This window comes from Puia sp. (assembly GCF_035546395.1).
GTDB lineage: Bacteria > Bacteroidota > Bacteroidia > Chitinophagales > Chitinophagaceae > Puia.
This window is the reverse complement of record NZ_DASZXR010000002.1, coordinates 285,973-303,034: the sequence shown is the minus strand read 5'-3', so window position 1 is coordinate 303,034 and position 17,062 is coordinate 285,973. Positions and strand designations below refer to the sequence as shown.

General features: G+C 56.0%; 13 protein-coding genes. 8 read left to right on the top strand and 5 right to left on the bottom strand.

Annotation, left to right across the window (positions count from 1 at the left end):
* Positions 1–66 precede the first annotated feature (66 nt).
* Together VHE34_RS02380 and VHE34_RS02375 are read right to left on the bottom strand one after the other, a co-directional pair.
* Positions 67–1,440, bottom strand: coding sequence for an aminotransferase class V-fold PLP-dependent enzyme (locus tag VHE34_RS02380; protein ID WP_325584182.1), 1,374 nt, complete (start codon positions 1,438–1,440; stop codon positions 67–69).
* A 2-nt stretch (positions 1,441–1,442) separates the two neighbouring features.
* Positions 1,443–2,105, bottom strand: coding sequence for a DUF4395 domain-containing protein (locus tag VHE34_RS02375; RefSeq protein WP_325584180.1), 663 nt, complete (start codon positions 2,103–2,105; stop codon positions 1,443–1,445).
* 150 nt (positions 2,106–2,255) lie between these two features.
* Here VHE34_RS02375 and VHE34_RS02370 point away from each other — a divergent pair, with 150 nt between their 5' ends.
* The 4 genes from VHE34_RS02370 (at position 2,256) to VHE34_RS02355 (ending at position 8,814) form a co-directional block, all read left to right on the top strand.
* Entirely contained in the window at positions 2,256–3,284 is a 1,029-nt protein-coding gene (locus tag VHE34_RS02370; protein WP_325584178.1) for a sensor histidine kinase, read from the top strand.
* Positions 3,277–3,945, top strand: a complete 669-nt coding sequence (locus tag VHE34_RS02365; protein WP_325584176.1) for a LytTR family DNA-binding domain-containing protein — start codon at positions 3,277–3,279, stop codon at positions 3,943–3,945. The genes VHE34_RS02370 and VHE34_RS02365 overlap by 8 nt, the downstream gene beginning before the upstream one ends.
* Positions 3,946–4,197: 252 nt before the next feature.
* Positions 4,198–7,236, top strand: coding sequence for a SusC/RagA family TonB-linked outer membrane protein (locus VHE34_RS02360; protein ID WP_325584174.1), 3,039 nt, complete (start codon positions 4,198–4,200; stop codon positions 7,234–7,236).
* An 18-nt stretch (positions 7,237–7,254) separates the two neighbouring features.
* A complete protein-coding gene (locus VHE34_RS02355) occupies positions 7,255–8,814 on the top strand; it encodes a RagB/SusD family nutrient uptake outer membrane protein (RefSeq protein WP_325584172.1) in 1,560 nt (519 codons plus the stop codon).
* Between the two features lie 52 nt (positions 8,815–8,866).
* Here VHE34_RS02355 and VHE34_RS02350 read toward each other — a convergent pair whose 3' ends face one another.
* Both VHE34_RS02350 and VHE34_RS02345 read right to left on the bottom strand, forming a co-directional pair.
* A complete protein-coding gene (locus VHE34_RS02350; RefSeq protein WP_325584170.1) occupies positions 8,867–9,466 on the bottom strand; it encodes a hypothetical protein in 600 nt (199 codons plus the stop codon).
* Between the two features lie 112 nt (positions 9,467–9,578).
* Positions 9,579–10,847 carry a DNA recombination protein RmuC gene (locus VHE34_RS02345; RefSeq protein WP_325584168.1) on the bottom strand — a complete coding sequence of 423 codons (1,269 nt, stop codon included), beginning with the start codon at positions 10,845–10,847 and terminating at the stop codon, positions 9,579–9,581.
* A gap of 46 nt (positions 10,848–10,893) precedes the next feature.
* On the opposite strand from VHE34_RS02345, the gene VHE34_RS02340 reads away from it, so the two are divergent.
* The 4 genes from VHE34_RS02340 to VHE34_RS02325 all read left to right on the top strand — a co-directional run bounded on the left by VHE34_RS02340 (position 10,894) and on the right by VHE34_RS02325 (position 16,700).
* On the top strand, positions 10,894–11,313 hold the full coding sequence (locus VHE34_RS02340) for a hypothetical protein (RefSeq protein ID WP_325584166.1): 420 nt from the start codon (positions 10,894–10,896) through the stop codon (positions 11,311–11,313).
* A gap of 172 nt (positions 11,314–11,485) precedes the next feature.
* The gene (locus tag VHE34_RS02335) at positions 11,486–12,265 is read left to right on the top strand and encodes an MBL fold metallo-hydrolase (protein WP_325584163.1); all 780 of its coding nucleotides are present in this window, start codon (positions 11,486–11,488) and stop codon (positions 12,263–12,265) included.
* A gap of 119 nt (positions 12,266–12,384) precedes the next feature.
* Positions 12,385–13,917, top strand: coding sequence for a glycosyltransferase family 39 protein (locus VHE34_RS02330; protein WP_325584161.1), 1,533 nt, complete (start codon positions 12,385–12,387; stop codon positions 13,915–13,917).
* Between the two features lie 44 nt (positions 13,918–13,961).
* Complete coding sequence (locus tag VHE34_RS02325; RefSeq protein ID WP_325584160.1) at positions 13,962–16,700, top strand: family 78 glycoside hydrolase catalytic domain; 2,739 nt, start codon at positions 13,962–13,964, stop codon at positions 16,698–16,700.
* 19 nt (positions 16,701–16,719) lie between these two features.
* Here the strand turns inward: VHE34_RS02325 and VHE34_RS02320 are convergent, their stop codons facing one another.
* Positions 16,720–16,917, bottom strand: a complete 198-nt coding sequence (locus tag VHE34_RS02320; RefSeq protein ID WP_325584158.1) for a hypothetical protein — start codon at positions 16,915–16,917, stop codon at positions 16,720–16,722.
* Between the last annotated feature and the right edge of the window lie 145 nt (positions 16,918–17,062).

Sequence of the window (17,062 nt, the reverse complement as noted above, 5' to 3'; positions counted from 1 at the left end):
TGGGGATGCCGGGGGCGCGGGCGGTGGTTTTTACCGGTTGGCGGGCATTACCGGAAGTTACGACTTTTAGCGGAGGAGGGCGAGGGATTCGATGGCATCGGCGATGTGCCCGAGCTCGGCAGTTGTCATGGTGGGGTGCAGGGAGAGACGGACCCAACCGGGCTTGCTGTTTGTATCGCCGGCTTCGAGTCGTTGACGGATGGCGTGGGAGCGGTCGAGGTCGATGTGCAGGAGGTAATGGCCGTAGGGGCCGGCGCAGCTGCAGCCGCCGCGCGTTTGGATGCCGTGGTGGTCGTTGAGGTGCTTGACGACGGTATCGTGGTGAGTGTCTTTGACGCAGAAAGAGAGGATCGCGAGGCGGTCCTGGTTTTTGGGTTCGAGGAGGGTGATGCCGGGGAGAGCCGCGAGGCGGGGGAAGAGGGTTTCGAGCATTTCGTTCTCACGGGCGCGGATGTTTTGGATGCCCATTTCTTCTTTAAGGCGGATGCAGGCGGCTGCCTTTATGGCTTGCAGAATTGGCGGGGTGCCCCCGTCTTCCCGGGTCTCGATGTCTGCGAAGTAGTCGTGTTCCTGCCAGGGATTGCTATAGAGGATCGTTCCGCCGCCGGGGTGATCGGGAACGGTATTTTGGTAGAGTTCTTTGTTGAAGATCAGGATACCCGGGGTACCCGGGCCGCCGAGGAACTTGTGACCGGAGAAATAGATCGCGTCGAGGTGGGCGCCTGTTTTTGAGGGGTGCATGTCGATGGCGACATAGGGTGCGGAGGCGGCGAAGTCGACGAAGCAGAGACCCTTGTGTTCGTGCATTGTCTTTGCTATCTCGTGGTAGGGGGTTTCGATGCCGGTGACGTTGGAGCAGGCGGTGATCGCGGCGATCTTTGTGTGGCGGGCTTTATATTTTCCCAGGAGGTGTTGGAGATGGTTGAGATCGGGTGTTCCGTCTTCGCCGGGGCGGATGGTCTCTACTGTGGCGATGGTCTCGAGCCAGCTGATGTGGTTGCTGTGGTGTTCCATATGGGTGACGAATACGATGGGGCGGCCGGCTTCGCGGATGGTGATGGGGCCGGCATATTGGGTGAGACGTTCGGGAAAACGGAGGCCGAGAATGCGCTGGAGCTTGTTGACGGCGGCGGTGGCGCCGCTGCCGCAGAAGAGGAGGGCGTCGTTCTCGTTTGCATTGACATGGGTCTTTATGGTTCTTTTGGCGGCTTCATAGGCTTTTGTGGTGGCTTTGGCGGTGTGCGTTGTCTCGGTATGGGTATTGGCGAAGAGGGGAAGGATATCACTTTGAAGATATTGTTCGATGGGCATATAGGCGCGACCTGCGGCCGTCCAGTCGGCGTATACGAGGGGTTTACTGCCGTGGTTTGTGTCGATGCACTGGTCCTGGCCGAGGATGTTGCGGCGAAAGGGGCTGAAATATGATTCGAGGGCTTGCACGGTTATTTCGGTTTTGCCGAAGTGTAGAGACCGAAGAGATCGTAGGGTTTTCGGTGGTAGAAGCTGGATGCGTAGGTGGTCAGCGTATAGAGAAATGCGATGAAGGCCAGCAGGATGAGCCATTGGGCGACGGTGGTCCTTTGAATATCCTGTCTTGTCTTGCGGTCGCAGACTTCGCCGGGGCAGTATTGCACCTTTTTTCGAAAAACGAGGGAATAAAATTTACAGGCGAGGCAGATGCCGAAGGCCGATTCGAAGAAGAGGAAGATGAGGCAGACCAGGCAGGTGATGCCTGTGATGGGGCTATAGGCATTGACCCATACCAGGAAAACGAACATCGTGGCGGAGAGGAAGAGGCCAATCGCCCAGGCGAATCTTTTTTGCCGGGCGCCGACGTATTCCGGGGTCTGGCCGCGGACGATGATCCTGCCGAGGATGAGCATGGGGGCGAAGCGGGGATTGATGAAGACCCGGATGAGGAAGTCGGCGAAGAACAGGGTGATGACGTACTTTACCGGTACGAAATTGTTGTTGAAGAGGATCAGCATGAGGGAGATAAAGGTGGCGAGGAAGAGGATGCCGGCGGCGGCCCTGATCTCGCGTTCGTTTAGGACCCGGATGGAGTAACCGGGAACGTCTTCGCCAAACTGGATCGTCTTGTGCATGGTTTATTTTTTTTATAAACCTATTGTTTTACCGGTTGGATTGCAAGGAGCATCAACAGACGACCGGGCAGGGTCTACCAACGGGGGTTGGGGGTCAACGGGATCGGGGTATTGGAAATGCCCGAACAATTTTCCGATATTTATTGCCGGATGGCATTACGGATCGACATACCACGGCTTCGCGTCTATGGCTGGATCACCCTGGCCTATGGCGTAATCTGCGTCATGCATAACCTGTCACAGAGTGATGGGAATGCCGGGGTGAGGACCCTGAACGATGCCTGGAGATTGATCTTTGTGATCCCGCTGGTCTATCTCCTCTTTGAATATGTGGCGCCGGGGTTGAGCTGGAAGCGGTTTGGCCGCAGCTTGCTTTGGGGTGTAGCGTATCTCTTTTTGTTTTCGGAAGGTTTGTACCTGTGGCGGCAGCTGGCCGTTGCGATCGGGTTCTATACGCCGATTCCGGCGGGGTCCCATGAAGTTTCCACGCAGATGGAATTCAGTATGGGGGCAGTCCTGTTCTATGGGGTCATCCTGTATATCTATAACCATAACCGGCTGAAGAAAAGGGCGCAGGAGCTGCAGATCGAAAAGCAGCAAGCGGAGCTGAACTACCTGAAATCACAGACCAACCCCCATTTCCTTTTCAATACGCTGAACAATATCTATTCGCTTTCGCGGATCAAGTCGGACCTTGCGCCGGAGGCGATCCTGCGGTTATCCAAGATCCTGCGGTATATGCTTTATGAAGCCGGCGGCGCGTATATCGCCATCGAGGAGGAACTGCGGATCATCGGGGATTACATCTCGCTGGAGAAATTGCGGTATGACGAATCGCTGCGGGTGAACTTCAACTATGACGTGGAGGATATGAAGCAGTCGCTGCCGCCGCTGTTGCTGATGCCGCTGGTGGAGAATGCGTTCAAGCATGGGGCTTCCGAGACGAGGCACCGGCCGTTTGTCGATATCCATTTATCGGTGGCGAAGAGGAGGCTGTCGTTTGTCGTCCGGAATTCCGCGGATGGGTTGGACGAAGGCGAGCAGCCGCGGGAGAATATCGGGCTTTCGAACCTGCGCCGGCAGCTGGAGCTGTTGTACGGCGAACACCAACTGGCGGTAGATCGGCGGGGGACGGAGTTTTGTGCGACCCTGACCATTAATCTTGCGAGTCATGTCTAAGATAAGATGCATCATCGTGGAGGACGAGCCGCTGGCGGTAAAGGTGCTGGCGGACTATATCGCACAGACGCCTTTCCTGGAGCTGCAGGGCAGTTTCAAGGATGCGATCCTGGCGGCCGAGTATTTGCGACGGGAGACTGTCGACCTGCTTTTTTTGGATATTCATTTGCCGAAGCTGAAGGGGATGGATTTTTTGCGGACGCTGGCGAGACCCCCGGCGGTGATCATCACTACGGCCTACCACCAGTATGCGGTGGAGGGCTTTGAGTTGAACGTGACGGATTATTTATTGAAGCCGGTGGAGTATGATCGATTTTTGGCGGCGGTGAATAAGGTGCCGGCTGTGGGGATTGTTGGGGTGGAAAGAGACTATATATTCGTGCCGGTGCAGAAGAAGCGGGTGAAAATATTTTTTGACGACATCGTTTATATCGAGAGTCAGCGGGAGTATGTGCGGATCAGGACGGCCGGCGGCGAATGGTTGACGAAGATGGGGACGCAGGAAATAGAAGCGTTGCTCCCGGGGCATTTGTTCCGGCGGGTGCATCGGAGTTATATCGTGGCAATCCGCCGGATTAGCTCCTATACGGCGGAGATGATCGAGATAGGTGGGGAGTCTATCCCGATCGGAAAAGGATATAGGGGGACGATTCGTTTCTGAGACTCTTTAAATATACGAAACATTTCGTTTTTTAATGGCATTGTATTTGACAGCATAGAAATACAGGTTTATTGACGCGCTATCACCTTTTCAAATAGCCGTCTATGATGAATTTTACTTTATCCTCCAGCGTGCGGATGAGAGGCGCTGCTGTCTGCCTTTGTATTCTGTTTTCCCTTTCTTTTTTGAATGTTGCCGCGCAGGTGCGCGACACGATCCCGAAGCGATAGTTTACCGGCGAGAGATAGTTCGGTGGCAGACACCGGCGGCGGGACGAAAGTGTCCGGTTTCGTACACCTGCCCGGGGCGAACGATCTTTCGGGCACGAGCGTGGAAGTAAAGGGTTCGGGCAAGGGTATCGTTTCCACCAATGCGCGGGGATTTTTCAGTATCCGGGTACCGCCGAATGCGACGCTGGTGTTCAGTCATGTCGGTTATCTGACGACGCAGGTGGATGTCGGCGATAAGCTGACGATATCGGTGACACTGGACCGGGATGCGAACACGCTGGAGCAGGTGACGGTCAGCTATGGGAAGCAGGCCAAGAAAGAGTTGTCGAGCGCCGTGGTCAAGGTCGATGCCTCCTCGGTTGCGGATATCCCCGCGACCGAGTTTGGCCAGAAGCTGCAGGGAAAGGCGGCGGGGGTACAGATCCAACAAACGAGCGGCATTCCGGGTAACAATATCGTCTTTCGCATCCGGGGCGCCGCTTCGCTTTCGTCCGGCAATCAACCGCTCGTCGTTGTCGACGGGCAGCCGTTGAACAGCGATGCGGCCGGTGGGACGGGGGACATCAACCTGCTCGATCCGAACCAGATCGAGTCCTATAGTGTACTGAAGGATGCCGCGGCGACCTCGCTTTATGGGAGCCGGGCTTCGAATGGAGTGATCCTGATAACCACGAAGACGGGGAAGATCGGAAAGAGCAGCGTTACCGCGGACGTTTATTATGGCCTGCAGTCGGTGCCTCAGCGGGGGCGGCCCAAACTCATGAATGCGCGGGAGTTTTCTACGTTCATGCAGGGATTTTATGCCGACAAGATCGCGTATGAAGGTTGGGTGAACCCGACGACAGGAACGGCGGCGATCCCTTCCGATTACGCCAATCCCAGTCAATACGGCAATGGCACGGACTGGTACAAAGCTTTGATCCATACCGCACCGATGGAGAATTATTCGGTGAATTACTCGGTGGGCACCGATAAAGTGTCCTCGAGCACTACGATGACCTATTTCAACCAGGACGGGGTGCTGTATAATACGGGTACGAAGCGGTTTGCCTTCCGGACCAATGCCGAATACCGGCCTATTTCGCGGGTAAAACTGGGATTGAATATCGCCCCCGCCTACCAGATAGATCACAATACGCGGGGAGGCATCCTTTCGTTGAACGGCAACCGGCAGGTGGTCGCGGGTGCAGATCTTTCTTCGCCGCTGATCTCGCCGTGGAAGGGTAAAGGAGTGTATAGTCTGTCTACGGCTTCCTTTGGGATGTATGCCTTGCCCAATTATTTGCAGCAGGAGCGGATCATGGATAACGATCAGACCAATTTTTCTTTTTTGGGGAATGCGTATGTGGATCTCGAGATCATTCACGGGCTGCATGCCCGGTCGACTATCAACGGCGATATCCTCAACCAGGATTACAATGCGTATTACGGCACGCAGTTCGGCAATTTTGGCGTGATCCCACCCAGGCAGCCCTCTTCCTCGCAGGCGATGAACAATTCCAACAATTCCTATTCCTGGACCAATGAGAATCTGCTGACCTATGCTACGCATTTCGGGGATCATTCGCTGGACGTCCTTGCGGGATATACGACACAGAAATTCTATGAGAGTCTGCGGAGCATCACGGGGACCGGGTTTGCGACCGATGAGACCCCGTGGATCTCGGCGGCGACTACCACGACCGGGACCTCGAACAGTACATCGTGGACATTGGCGTCGGCGCTGGCGCGTGTCAACTATGATTATAAGAAGAAGTATTTTCTGTCGGGGACGATCCGCAATGACGGAAGCTCGCGGTTTGGCGTCAACAAGAAATACGGGACCTTCCCCTCGGGCGCGGCGGCCTGGGTGGTGAGCTCGGAGAAGTTCTTTCCCAAGACCCGGGTGCTATCCTTTTTGAAATTCCGGGGGAGCTATGGGTTGACCGGCAATTACAATATCGGCAACTATACGCAGACCTCGCTGTTGAGCGCTACCAACTACGTCATGAACGGCAGTACGGTGCTTGGCGAATCGATCACGACGCTGGGCAATCCCAACCTGACCTGGGAGACTTCGAAACAGCTGGACCTGGGCGCCGACCTGACCTTGTTCAACGGGCGGGTGAATATCAGTTATGATTACTACAACAAGCGAACGGAGGGGATGTTGTCGCCGCTGCCGGTGCCATATGCTTCCGGGTATTCTTCGATCCAGTATAATGAAGGCACGTTCCGGATTTGGGGACACGATATCCAGGTCAGTACGGACAACATCAAGGGGCCGTTCAGCTGGACGACCGATTTCAATATTTCGTTCAACGACAACAAGGTGCTCTCGCTGGTGAACAATACGCCGATCGGCGGGACGGGTATGTACAGTGATTATAACCGGACGCAGGTGGGGCACCGGATCGGGGAGCTGTATGGGTTTGTCTTCGACGGCGTCTATATGAATGTGTCGGATTTTACCAAGTATCCGAAATATGCCACCTCGGTGGTAGGGTCGGCGCGGATGAGAGATGTAAATGGGGATGATACGATCACGATCAAGGACCGGACCTTTCTGGGGCGGACGAATCCGAAGTTCATCTATGGGATGACGAATAATTTTTCGTTTCTCGGTTTTGATCTCGGCGTGGTGGTGGCCGGGCAGGTGGGGAACAAGATCATGAACACCAATCTGCAAAACCTGCATAACCTGGATGGGGTCTTCAACCTCGAGAAGAGCATGCAATACCGGTGGCGGAGCGAGGAGAACCCGGGTAACGGCAAGGTGCCGGGTACCCGCAGCGGTTCGACGGAGCTATACAGGTTGGTCAATAGTACGTGGGTGTTCTCGGGGGATTACCTGGCGGTGAAAAACATTACGCTCGGGTATACATTCGGGAAGAAGATGTTGCGATATATAAAGAGCGTCCGGGTGTACGCGAGTTTGCAGAATGCTTTTCTGTTTACCAAGTATCCGGGGCAGAACCCGGAGGTGAATGACACGAAGGACAACCAGACGCAGGCGGGGCTGGATGGGGGGTCGTATCCGATTCCGCGGGTCGTGTTGTTTGGGGCGAATGTAAATTTTTAGACCTTTTAATGCGCTTTTATGAGAAATATCACTTTGTTTATTGCATTTGCGTCGTTGGCGGCTTGCAGCAAGAAATTCGTCACGTTGTACCCGGAGGGGCAGGTGAACGAGGGTAATTTTTTTAAATCCGCTTCGGACTTCCAGGAGGCGTTGGCCGGGGCTTATGCGCCGTTGCGGAGTGCTGCGAATGTGGCTTTCTATCTCGAGGAGATGCGGGCCGATAATACATTTTTCGATTATAATGCGAAGGACCGCGGCGGCAGCGGCGCCGAGGAGCTGGCGGAATTCCTCGACAATTCCGCCAATACGACGATCCAGACCCTTTGGACGGCGGATTACCAGGGCATTCAACGGACCAATATCATCCTTGATAAGATGGCGAGTCCGCCGGCCGATATGAATGATTCCGCCAAGAACCAGGTGATCGGCCAGGCCGAGGCCTTACGGGCGCATTACTATTTCGAGCTGGTGCGGTTGTTTGGCTCCGTTCCCTTGTACCTGCATGAGGTGACGGATGCGAAGAACGCGGTGGTGAACCGGAGTCCGGTGGATGCGGTGTATACGCAGATCGAGGCCGATCTGACCGATGCGTTGGGACGGCTTTCGCCACCGTCGAAGTGGCCTCAATCGGGGGCGATCACCAGGGGGATGGTGGCGACGGAGCTGGGGTTAGTGTACCTGACTTTGAAGCAATATGATAAGGCAGCGCCGTTGTTCCAGTCGGTGACGCAGATGGGGTATGCGTTGTTGCCAAACTATGCGGATGTCTTCAAGACGGCGAATAAGAATTCGACCGAGAGTGTTTTTGAAGTTCAATATAAGTCGGGTACGGATGGGCAGGCCAGCCAGTTCATTTATTATTTCATTCCGACGACACCGGCGACCGGGGGGATCCTGGGGGCGTCGGCCAACTACAACAATACGGAGGGCAGCTGGAATATCCCTACGCAGGATCTGATCAACAGCTATGAGCCGGGTGATACGCGGCTGGATGCCAGCATTGGGGTGATCAAGGGGCATTTGAATGCGCAGACCGATTTCATTCCGGACAGCGTGGTTTCGATATTGGCCAACCTCGACACGGCGGGCAAGGGGTATGGGTATACGACATCATTGGCGCACCGCTTCATTAAGAAACAATTCAATCCTCCTTATAACACTCCGTTGATATACAATACCGATGACGACTGGCCGGTATACCGGTATTCGGATGTGCTGATGATGCTGGCCGAGTCGCTGAACGAGCAGGGGCAGCCGGGGGCTGCCCTACCCTATCTCAATATGGTGCGGATGCGGGCGGGACTGCCGGCGTCGACGGCGGCTGACCAGGGATCTTTACGGGATACGATCGCGCATGAGCGGCGGGTGGAGCTGGCGTTTGAGAATCACCGGTGGTTCGATCTGTTGCGGACGGGACAGGCGATTCCGGTGATGACGGGTTATGGGGTGCTGCAGAAGCAGGCGTTTCCGTTTTTGTTACCGAGTTCGTATAATGTGGCCCCCAATAAGCTGATCTATGCGATCCCGTTCCGGGAGACGCAGGTGAATCCGGGGTTGGGGCAGAATCCCGGGTATTGAGGGCAAGGGGTTTCCAGGGGAAATATGTCCCGGTTCCTACGCATCGAGCGGATCATGCTCCGCCGGATGGGATATCGTTGTCGGTGAGTCTTCGGCGAATGCGGCCATTTTGGACGAAAAGGAAGAGGAGGGCGGCGGCCCCGCCGACGACATAGCCGAGGAGGATGCCATATTGGATCGAGGCTGCCTGGAGGAAGGCCTGTTTGTTGGCAAGGTCGGGGAGATGGCCGGGTAAGGGATCGTAGATACCCGAGCCCATATGGGCGTTGGAGGTGGAATAGTAACAGAAGAGGGCCATAGCCGCCGAGATCACCAGGATGAGTCCGAGGGCCTGGAGGGCGGAGGGGAACATTGTATCGGCGGTGGGGAAGAACAGGGCGATGAGGCCGATGACAATACCGATGGCGAGGCCGATGGGATAGCTGGTCTTGACGGCGGCGATGACGACGGCGCTGCGGGGCTGGGTCATGTGCTGGGCGGCGACGGTATCGGCGAGGTTGGTCTGGATGAATTTGAATTTCGTATAGTATTCGGGACTGGCGGAAAAGGTGAGCTGGTGGTGGACGACGCCGTAGATGGTGGTGATGACGACCGCCACTGCGACGAAGAGCAGGTAGATGCCGAATTTCCGCATGATCTTGTGGTTTATCAAATTTAATGAATTTTGGATTTGGCGGTGGCTTGGCTTTACGGGGAGGCTGGTTTTGGCCGCATGGCCCAGGAATTGAGTGTGGGTGGTCTAAAGACCGAAGACGTTGTACAGTTTATTCCTCCTCTGCCGAAGCGTCGTTGAGAAGCGCGGACGGTAATTCTCCTTTTGTTTTTATCCCGAGATTTTTGAGTTTGGTGGCCTGGATGACGAGATTATCCTTGCCGGTGCTGAGTTGTTTGAAGGCGTCTTCGTAGCTGGTTTGAGCGGCGTCGAGGGCCTGGCCGACGGACTGGAGGTTTTTGACGAATCCGGCGAACTTGTCGTAGAGTTTTGCGCCGCGGTCGGCGATGGCCTGGGCGTTGAGATTCTGGTACTCGCGTTTCCAGAGATCGACGATGAGCTTTAGGGAGACGATCAGGTTGGAAGGGTTGATGAGCAGGATGCGGCGATCGTACGCAAAGTTCCAGAGATCGGGGTCGCCCTGCAGCGCGGCGATGTAGGCGGCTTCGCTGGGGATGAACAGCATGACGAAGTCGAGGGTCTTGTGGTAATCGTCATATGCCTTTGTGCTGAGGTCCTGGATATGATCCTTTATTGCACGGACGTGGGACTGTAATTCCGTCCGCTGGCGTTCGGGGTCGGGGGACTCGACGAAGCGGACGAAGGCGTTGAGCGAGACCTTTGCATCGATGATGACCTGCCGGTCGTCGGGGTAGCGGACGATGGCATCGGGGCGCATGCGGCTGCCTTTCGCCTCGCTTCGGAGGGGGCGGCCTTCCGCATCGTAGAGCTGGTATTCCATAAAAAACTCCTCCCCTTTCCGCAAGCCGGACCTTTCGAGGATCGATTCGAGGATCACCTCGCCCCAGCGGCCCTGGGTTTTGGCTTCGCCTTTGAGGGCGCGGGTGAGGTTCTTTGCGTCCTCGCTCAGCTGCTGGTTGAGCTGGGCAAGCTCTCTAACCTTCACGCCGAGAGAGAAGCGCTCTTTGGATTCGGCGTCGTATACGCGGTTGACCTGATCGCGGAACTCATTGATCGTCTTGCCCAACGGCGTCAGGAGCGCTTCCAAATTATTCTTATTCAGCTGGGTAAACCGCTCGGCCTTTGTTTCGAGAATGCGGTTGGCGAGATTTTCGAACTCTGCGCTGAACTTTCGGTTCAGGGCTTCGAGGTCGCGGCTTTGGTCCTGCAGGCGCTGTTCGAGCGTGGTATTGGCGGCCTGGGCGAGGCGGAGGTCGGCGGAGAGGGCAGACCTTTCGGCGGCGGACCGGGCCTTTTCGTCCGAATGACGGGTCTTCGCCCAAAGCCAGGCTATGCAGCCGCCCACCAAGGCGCCCACCCCCCCAAAAACAATAAAGCCTGCGATTGTTAATCCCGTCATTGTGTCGGATTTTTTCTTATATTTAGTACAGCCTTAAAGATACAGTATGTCCGCAAAAGTGTTCTTTTACTGTCTGAAGGTGTGGCTTGCCAGCGTTATTATCGGGCCATTGCTCTTCTGGTGCTGTCTGATGGTGCAGGACCAGGACGGCGGGACCTTATTTAGTGAGTTCCTGCTCTATTGGGGGTTTTCCATCGTTGTGGCCTTTGGCTCTTCCCTCCTTTCTTTCCTGCTTTTCTGGGGGTCAACCTCATACCTCTCTCACCAGCATTGGACGATGATGCGGTTGCGGATCACCACCGCCGTTCTCGCGCTGCTGCTTACCATGGCTCCCTGTATGCTCCTCTTCCGATCTTTCACCTTCTTCGAGCGGGAGCGGCTCACGATCTTCGAGTGTTACCTGCTGCCCATTCTCGCGGGGATCTTCTTCTACCGGTTTCCCCGGCCGGCGAAACCCAATGCATAGTCATTGTCCGATGTTTTGCCGCAACCGTTTAATATAACGGTATGAAAAAGTCGACCACCGATCGAACAAAGCTGTTTTTGCCTTTGTTGATGCACCGCACTGGGTAAGGACTTTGTTCGCATGTGGAGGCGTTCGAGACCTTTTTCACGACCGTGCCGGACTTTATTTGATTATGAATCCTTCTTATACTGTTACCTACGTTGGCGGACCTACCGTCATCCTGGAGATTGGCGGGCTGCGGCTGATGACCGATCCTACATTGGACCCTGCGGGGGTGAGTTTTGAGATAAACGGGCGGCCAGGCTATTCAAAGCTGGCGGGTCCGGCATTGGCGGATATCGGTGAGATCGATATCGTTCTTTTGAGTCATGATCAGCATGGTGACAATCTCGATCATGCGGGCAGGGCTTTGCTGCCGGCGGTGGGCACTGTGCTTACTACTCCGGCAGGTGCGCAGCGGCTGGGCGGTAATGCGAAGGGGCTGGCGCCCTGGGAGACTGCGACCTTTAAGAGTCCTGAGGGGGATGAGATCGTGATCACGGGCACACCGGCCCGGCATGGCCCGGCGGGCATCGAGAAGATCACCGGCGATGTGACGGGATTTATCGTGACTGTGAAGGGCGACCGGGGTTTCGAGCTGTACCTGACGGGGGACACGGTGTTCTATGAGGGTATTGAGGAAGTGGCGAAACGATTTCAACCGCAGAACGTTTTTGTATTTGCGGGGGCTGCGAAGCCGAGGGGACCTTTCAATGTGACCATGGGAGCGAATGATGTGCTGGACACCGCCGGTGCTTTTCCGAAGGCCATGATCCTGCCGTTGCATTTTGAGGGATGGTCGCATTTTACCGAGAGTTCCGAGACCTTGCAGAAGTCCTTTGCGGCGTTGGGGATCGGGGACCGGCTGAGCGTGTTGCCGCCGGGTAAGGCGGTGGGGTTGCCGGTGGAGTAGCGGCGCGGTGCGGGGGTGGTGTGCGGCTGGGTGATGCTGCGGGCTGGCTGGTGCGTGCGGCGGCGTAGATTTGCTTTTGGGCGATGCAACATTTGATGGGGCGGGCGTGACCTTGGAATGTGCAGCATGCATCCTCCATATCGCGGCGTCCGGGCCTTGTGTTGATGGTCTATGGGCTTGCTTTGGTGAAGTTTGCGCTGCCGTTCTTTTTGCAACATCCTGTCTATGAGCCGCATCGGGACGAATTTCTATATTTGGCGGAAGGTCAGCATTTGTCATGGGGCTATATAGGATCGCCGCCGCTCCTGTCTTTTTTGACCGCGGTTTCGAATCTTTTTGGCGGCGGCTTTTTCTGGATCAAGTTCTGGCCGGCGATGTTCGGCGCGATCACCTATGTACTTGTCGGACGGATGATCCTTCTTTTCGGCGGCGGACGGCCGGCGCTTCTGCTTGCTTTTCTTCCCTTTGTCTTTGGCGTTTTTCTGCGGGTGCATTTTATGCTATCGCCCGATTTCCCCGGCGTCTGCTTCGAGACCCTGATGGTTTATGGGCTTGTGCGATATAGCCGAACGGGTAAGGCGGGTGGACTGTACCTGACGGGACTCGGATTTGGACTTGGGGTGTTGAGTCAATATACGGTGTTGTTATTTTCCGCGTGGGTATTGATCGGAATGCTGCTGACGCCCGGGCGGAAGGTGTTGAGGAACCTGCATTTCTATTTTGCTTTTTTGATCGGCGTGCTGCTGTTGATCCCGAACCTGATCTGGCAGGTGCTGCATGACTGGCCTTTAGGGGCAGGCTTTGGCCACGGATTGGTGTCGCGGATCGAACTGCTGCGGGACGAATTAGTTTTCAATCTACCGGGGTTCGTTATTTGGACGGCAGGATTGTACTGGGTATTTGGGACCGATGCGGGCAAGGAGTATCGATGGGTGGGCTGGATGGTGTTGGGCGTATTGTCGTCCGTTGTGATTGGGAGGAGCAGAGCGGAGAATGCGTTGGGCGTTTACCCGGTGTTGTTCGGATTTGGCGCGCTTTTCATCGGGGAGGCGCGCCGGTGGCGAGTGGGCTTGGCCGTATTTGTGGTGGTGGTTGGATGCGTGCTGGATACGGGTTTCCTGCCGATGATGCCGCCAAAGGAGCTGGTGGGATATTATTCGCGGGTTCCGTTGTTCCGACGGTTGGGCTTTCTGCGTTGGCCGGACCGGCGGGACCATGCGCTGCCGCGTTGCTTTGCGGATATGCTGGGCTGGGAGGAGATGGCGATGAAGGCGGCGAAGGCCTATGAATCGCTCGACAGCGTCGATCGGGTCGGGGCATTGTTGAACGGCGGCGGGAACTGCGGGGAAGCAGGGGCGCTGGATTACTATGCGCCCAAGTATTCGTTGCCGCCGGTGATGGGATGCCGGGCCAGCTATGCGTTATGGACGCCACCGGCGTATTATGAGCGGGACGTTTACATCGTGACGACCCCGGACCGGACCTGTATGAAGAACTGGGCTTCCGCGGCGATCGTGGATAGCGTGACGCATCCTTATTCGACGGAATATAAAAGTTATATCCTGCTGATGCGGGGGCCGGATGCCGCGGTGCGGCAGGAGTGGAAGCGAAGTTACCAGGCCGTGCACCGGCAGCAGCTGGCGGTGCGTTGATGGGCACCAGGACTAACCCCTATATTTGGGGTTGAATTGTCCTTATGCGAAAATACCTCTATTTTATTCTTGCGATGGGGCTTCGGCTGGTGGTGGCCGGGCAGGACCTTGCCGTTGATGGGCTTTTTTGTGAATATCGCGCCAATCCTCTTGGAATGGATGAGATGCATCCACGGCTTTCGTGGAGCCTTTCCTCGCCGAAGCCAGATCAGTATCAGTCTGCCTACCGGGTGCTGATCGCGACGAGTACCGAGTCGCTTGCCAGGGGGAAGGGGGATTGGTGGGACAGCGGAAAGGTGACAGACAGCGAGAATATCAATATCGTTCCGGTTGGCAGTCCGCTGGAGCCTTTTACGAGATATTACTGGAAGGTGATGGTTTGGGATCAACATGGGCGGACGAAGGGCTGGAGTCAGGCTGGTTGGTTTGAGACGGGCATGCTTGTCGCGGCGAACTGGAAGGGAAAGTGGATCGGCGATGGAAAGCCGGCGCCGGCGAAGGATGAAGACTTTTATAAGGACGACCCCGCGCCGGTGTTCAGGAGGGAGTTTGTTGTTTCCAAGAAGATACGGTCGGCGAGACTTTATATCTGCGGGCTGGGATATAATGAGCCGTCGATGAATGGGGAGAAGGTGGGGAACGCGGTGCTCGATCCGGCGTGGACGGATTATAGGCATACCGTTTTTTACAGCGTGTATGACCTCGGGAAGATGCTTCATACGGGTTCCAATACCCTCGATGTGCTGCTTGGGAATGGGTGGTACAATCCCCTGCCCTTGCGGTTTTGGGGGCGGATCAATTTCCGGGAGGCGCTGAGCATTGGCAGGCCGAAGGTATTGGCCAATCTGCGCATTGTGTATATGGACGGGAGCGTGGAGACGGTTGCGACCGACGAAAGCTGGCGGGTGGCGGAGAGCGGCATCCTGCGCAACAATGTGTTTTTGGGGGAGAGGATCGACGCGCGGGTAAAATTGGACTTTTCGAAGGCGGCGGTGGCGGTGGATGCGCCGGGTGGAAGGTTGGTAGCGGCGATGATGCCGCCGATCCGTTCGAAGCGAAAGTTCGATGTGTTGGCTGTTACGGAGCCGGGGCCGGGGGTGTATGTGGTGGATATTGGGCAAAACTTCGCCGGCTGGATAGGGATGAAGGTTCGGGGGCGGGCGGGGCAGGAGGTGCATTTCCGGTATGGCGAGATCCTGCAGCCGAATGGACATGTGAACGGGTTGACGACCGTGGCGGGACAGATCAAGGAGCAGTGGCATGTCAATGGCGGGCCGGGCGCGCCGCCTACGGCGTACCAGGAGGACAGTTATATCTGCCGGGGTGACGGGCAGGATGTTTTTCAGCCGCATTTTACGTTTCATGGTTTCCGTTATGTGGAGATCACCGGGCTTGACGGGCGGCCGGCGAGGGACGACCTGTGGGGAGTTGGGCTGAATACGGACGTGGATGCCGTTGGTACCTTTACTTGTAGCGATACCCTGCTCAACGGAATACAGGAGATGGTCCGGAATACTTTTTTGAGCAACCTGTTCAGCGTTCAGTCGGATTGCCCGGGTCGCGAGAAGCAGGGTTATGGCGGGGATATTGTCGCGACGGCTGATGCCTTTATGTATAACTACGACATGAGCTGTTTTTATCCCAAGACGCTGGGGGATTTTGCGGATGCGGTGCGGCCTAACGGGGGGATGACAGAATGTGCGCCGTATAATGGGATCGCGGATGAGGGTTTTGGCGGGGGTACGGGGCCGATCGGCTGGCAGCTGGCCTTTCCTTTTTTACAGCGGGAGTTGTATACTTTTTATGGCAACAAGCGGGTGCTTGAGGAGCAATATCAGCGGACGGTGGGGTTGGTGGAGTTGCTGCGCGGCAAGGCGAAGGAGGGGTTGATCGATTGGGGGATCGGAGATCATGAGGCGGTTAATCCGAAACATGTGCCGGTGACCAGCGGAGCTTTTTATTATGGGCATGTGAAACTGCTTGCGGAGCTGGCGGGATTGTTGGGTCGGGTCGATGATGAGCGGCGTTGGTCGGGTTTGGCGGACAGTATCGGGGTTGTGTTCAATATGCGCTACCGGCAGGGTGATTCCGGGCTTTATGATACGGCTGCGAATCAAACGACGCAGGTGTTTCCACTATGGTGGGGACTGGCTAAGGATCCTTCCCGGAGTTTTGCGGAGCTGGAGCGGTTGATCGACGTGGATGCTCACGGGCATTTGTCGACGGGTATCTTTGGGACGAAGATGTTGTTCGATGTTCTACGGCGATGGGACCGGAATGATCTTGCTTACCGGATCGTTTCGCAGCGGGAATTTCCGGGTTATGCCTATATGCGGGATCATGGAGCGACGACGTTGATCGAGTCCTGGGCGTTGACGGATCAGAACAGCTGGAATCACCCGATGTTCGGTTCGGTGAGTGAGTGGTTCTACCGGGGGTTGGCGGGGATCAATCCGGCGGAAGATGCGTATGGGATGAATAAGCTGTTGTTGAGGATGCGGCCGGTCGGTGGGCTCACGCATGTGGGGGCTACGTTGTCGACAGTGCGGGGTGCTGTTTCTTCCGAGTGGGAGCGGCAAGCGGGGGTGTTGCGATGGACGGTTGTAATCCCACCGAATGTGCGGGCGGAGGTAGATGTGCCGGCGGGGGTTAATGATGCGGTAGTATTGGATGGGAGGGTGTTGGATAAGGGGTCATGGAAGGAAGGGTTTTTCCGGGTGGCGGTTGTATCGGGGAGGCATCGGTTTGTAGTAACATCGCGGATTGCGGCCGCCGCCGAATGAGGTCTGGCTGATGCGGGCGTTAGTGCCGGGCGAGGAGGAGTTGGGTGTAGTGTTCGAGCGAGATCTGGAACTGATAGAGAAAGGCTTCCTTGAGGCGTCTTTCGGAAAGACCGGTATGCTCTACGAGCAAAGGGATCGAGACTTGACGGAACGGGTGATTGTCCAGATAAATCTTCGCAGCATATGCACCGTCGATGTCTTTTTGGGAAGGGATCATATCGGTAGAGTTGAGTAAAAGATACGGAAGAGGGACAAATTGGGATGCAGACAAAGTGTAAGAAAAACACTTAGTGTGAAAAAACCGCGTTTTTTCGTCAATTACAATCGCTTACATGCAAAAATCCTTCAGTGAAAACCAGGGT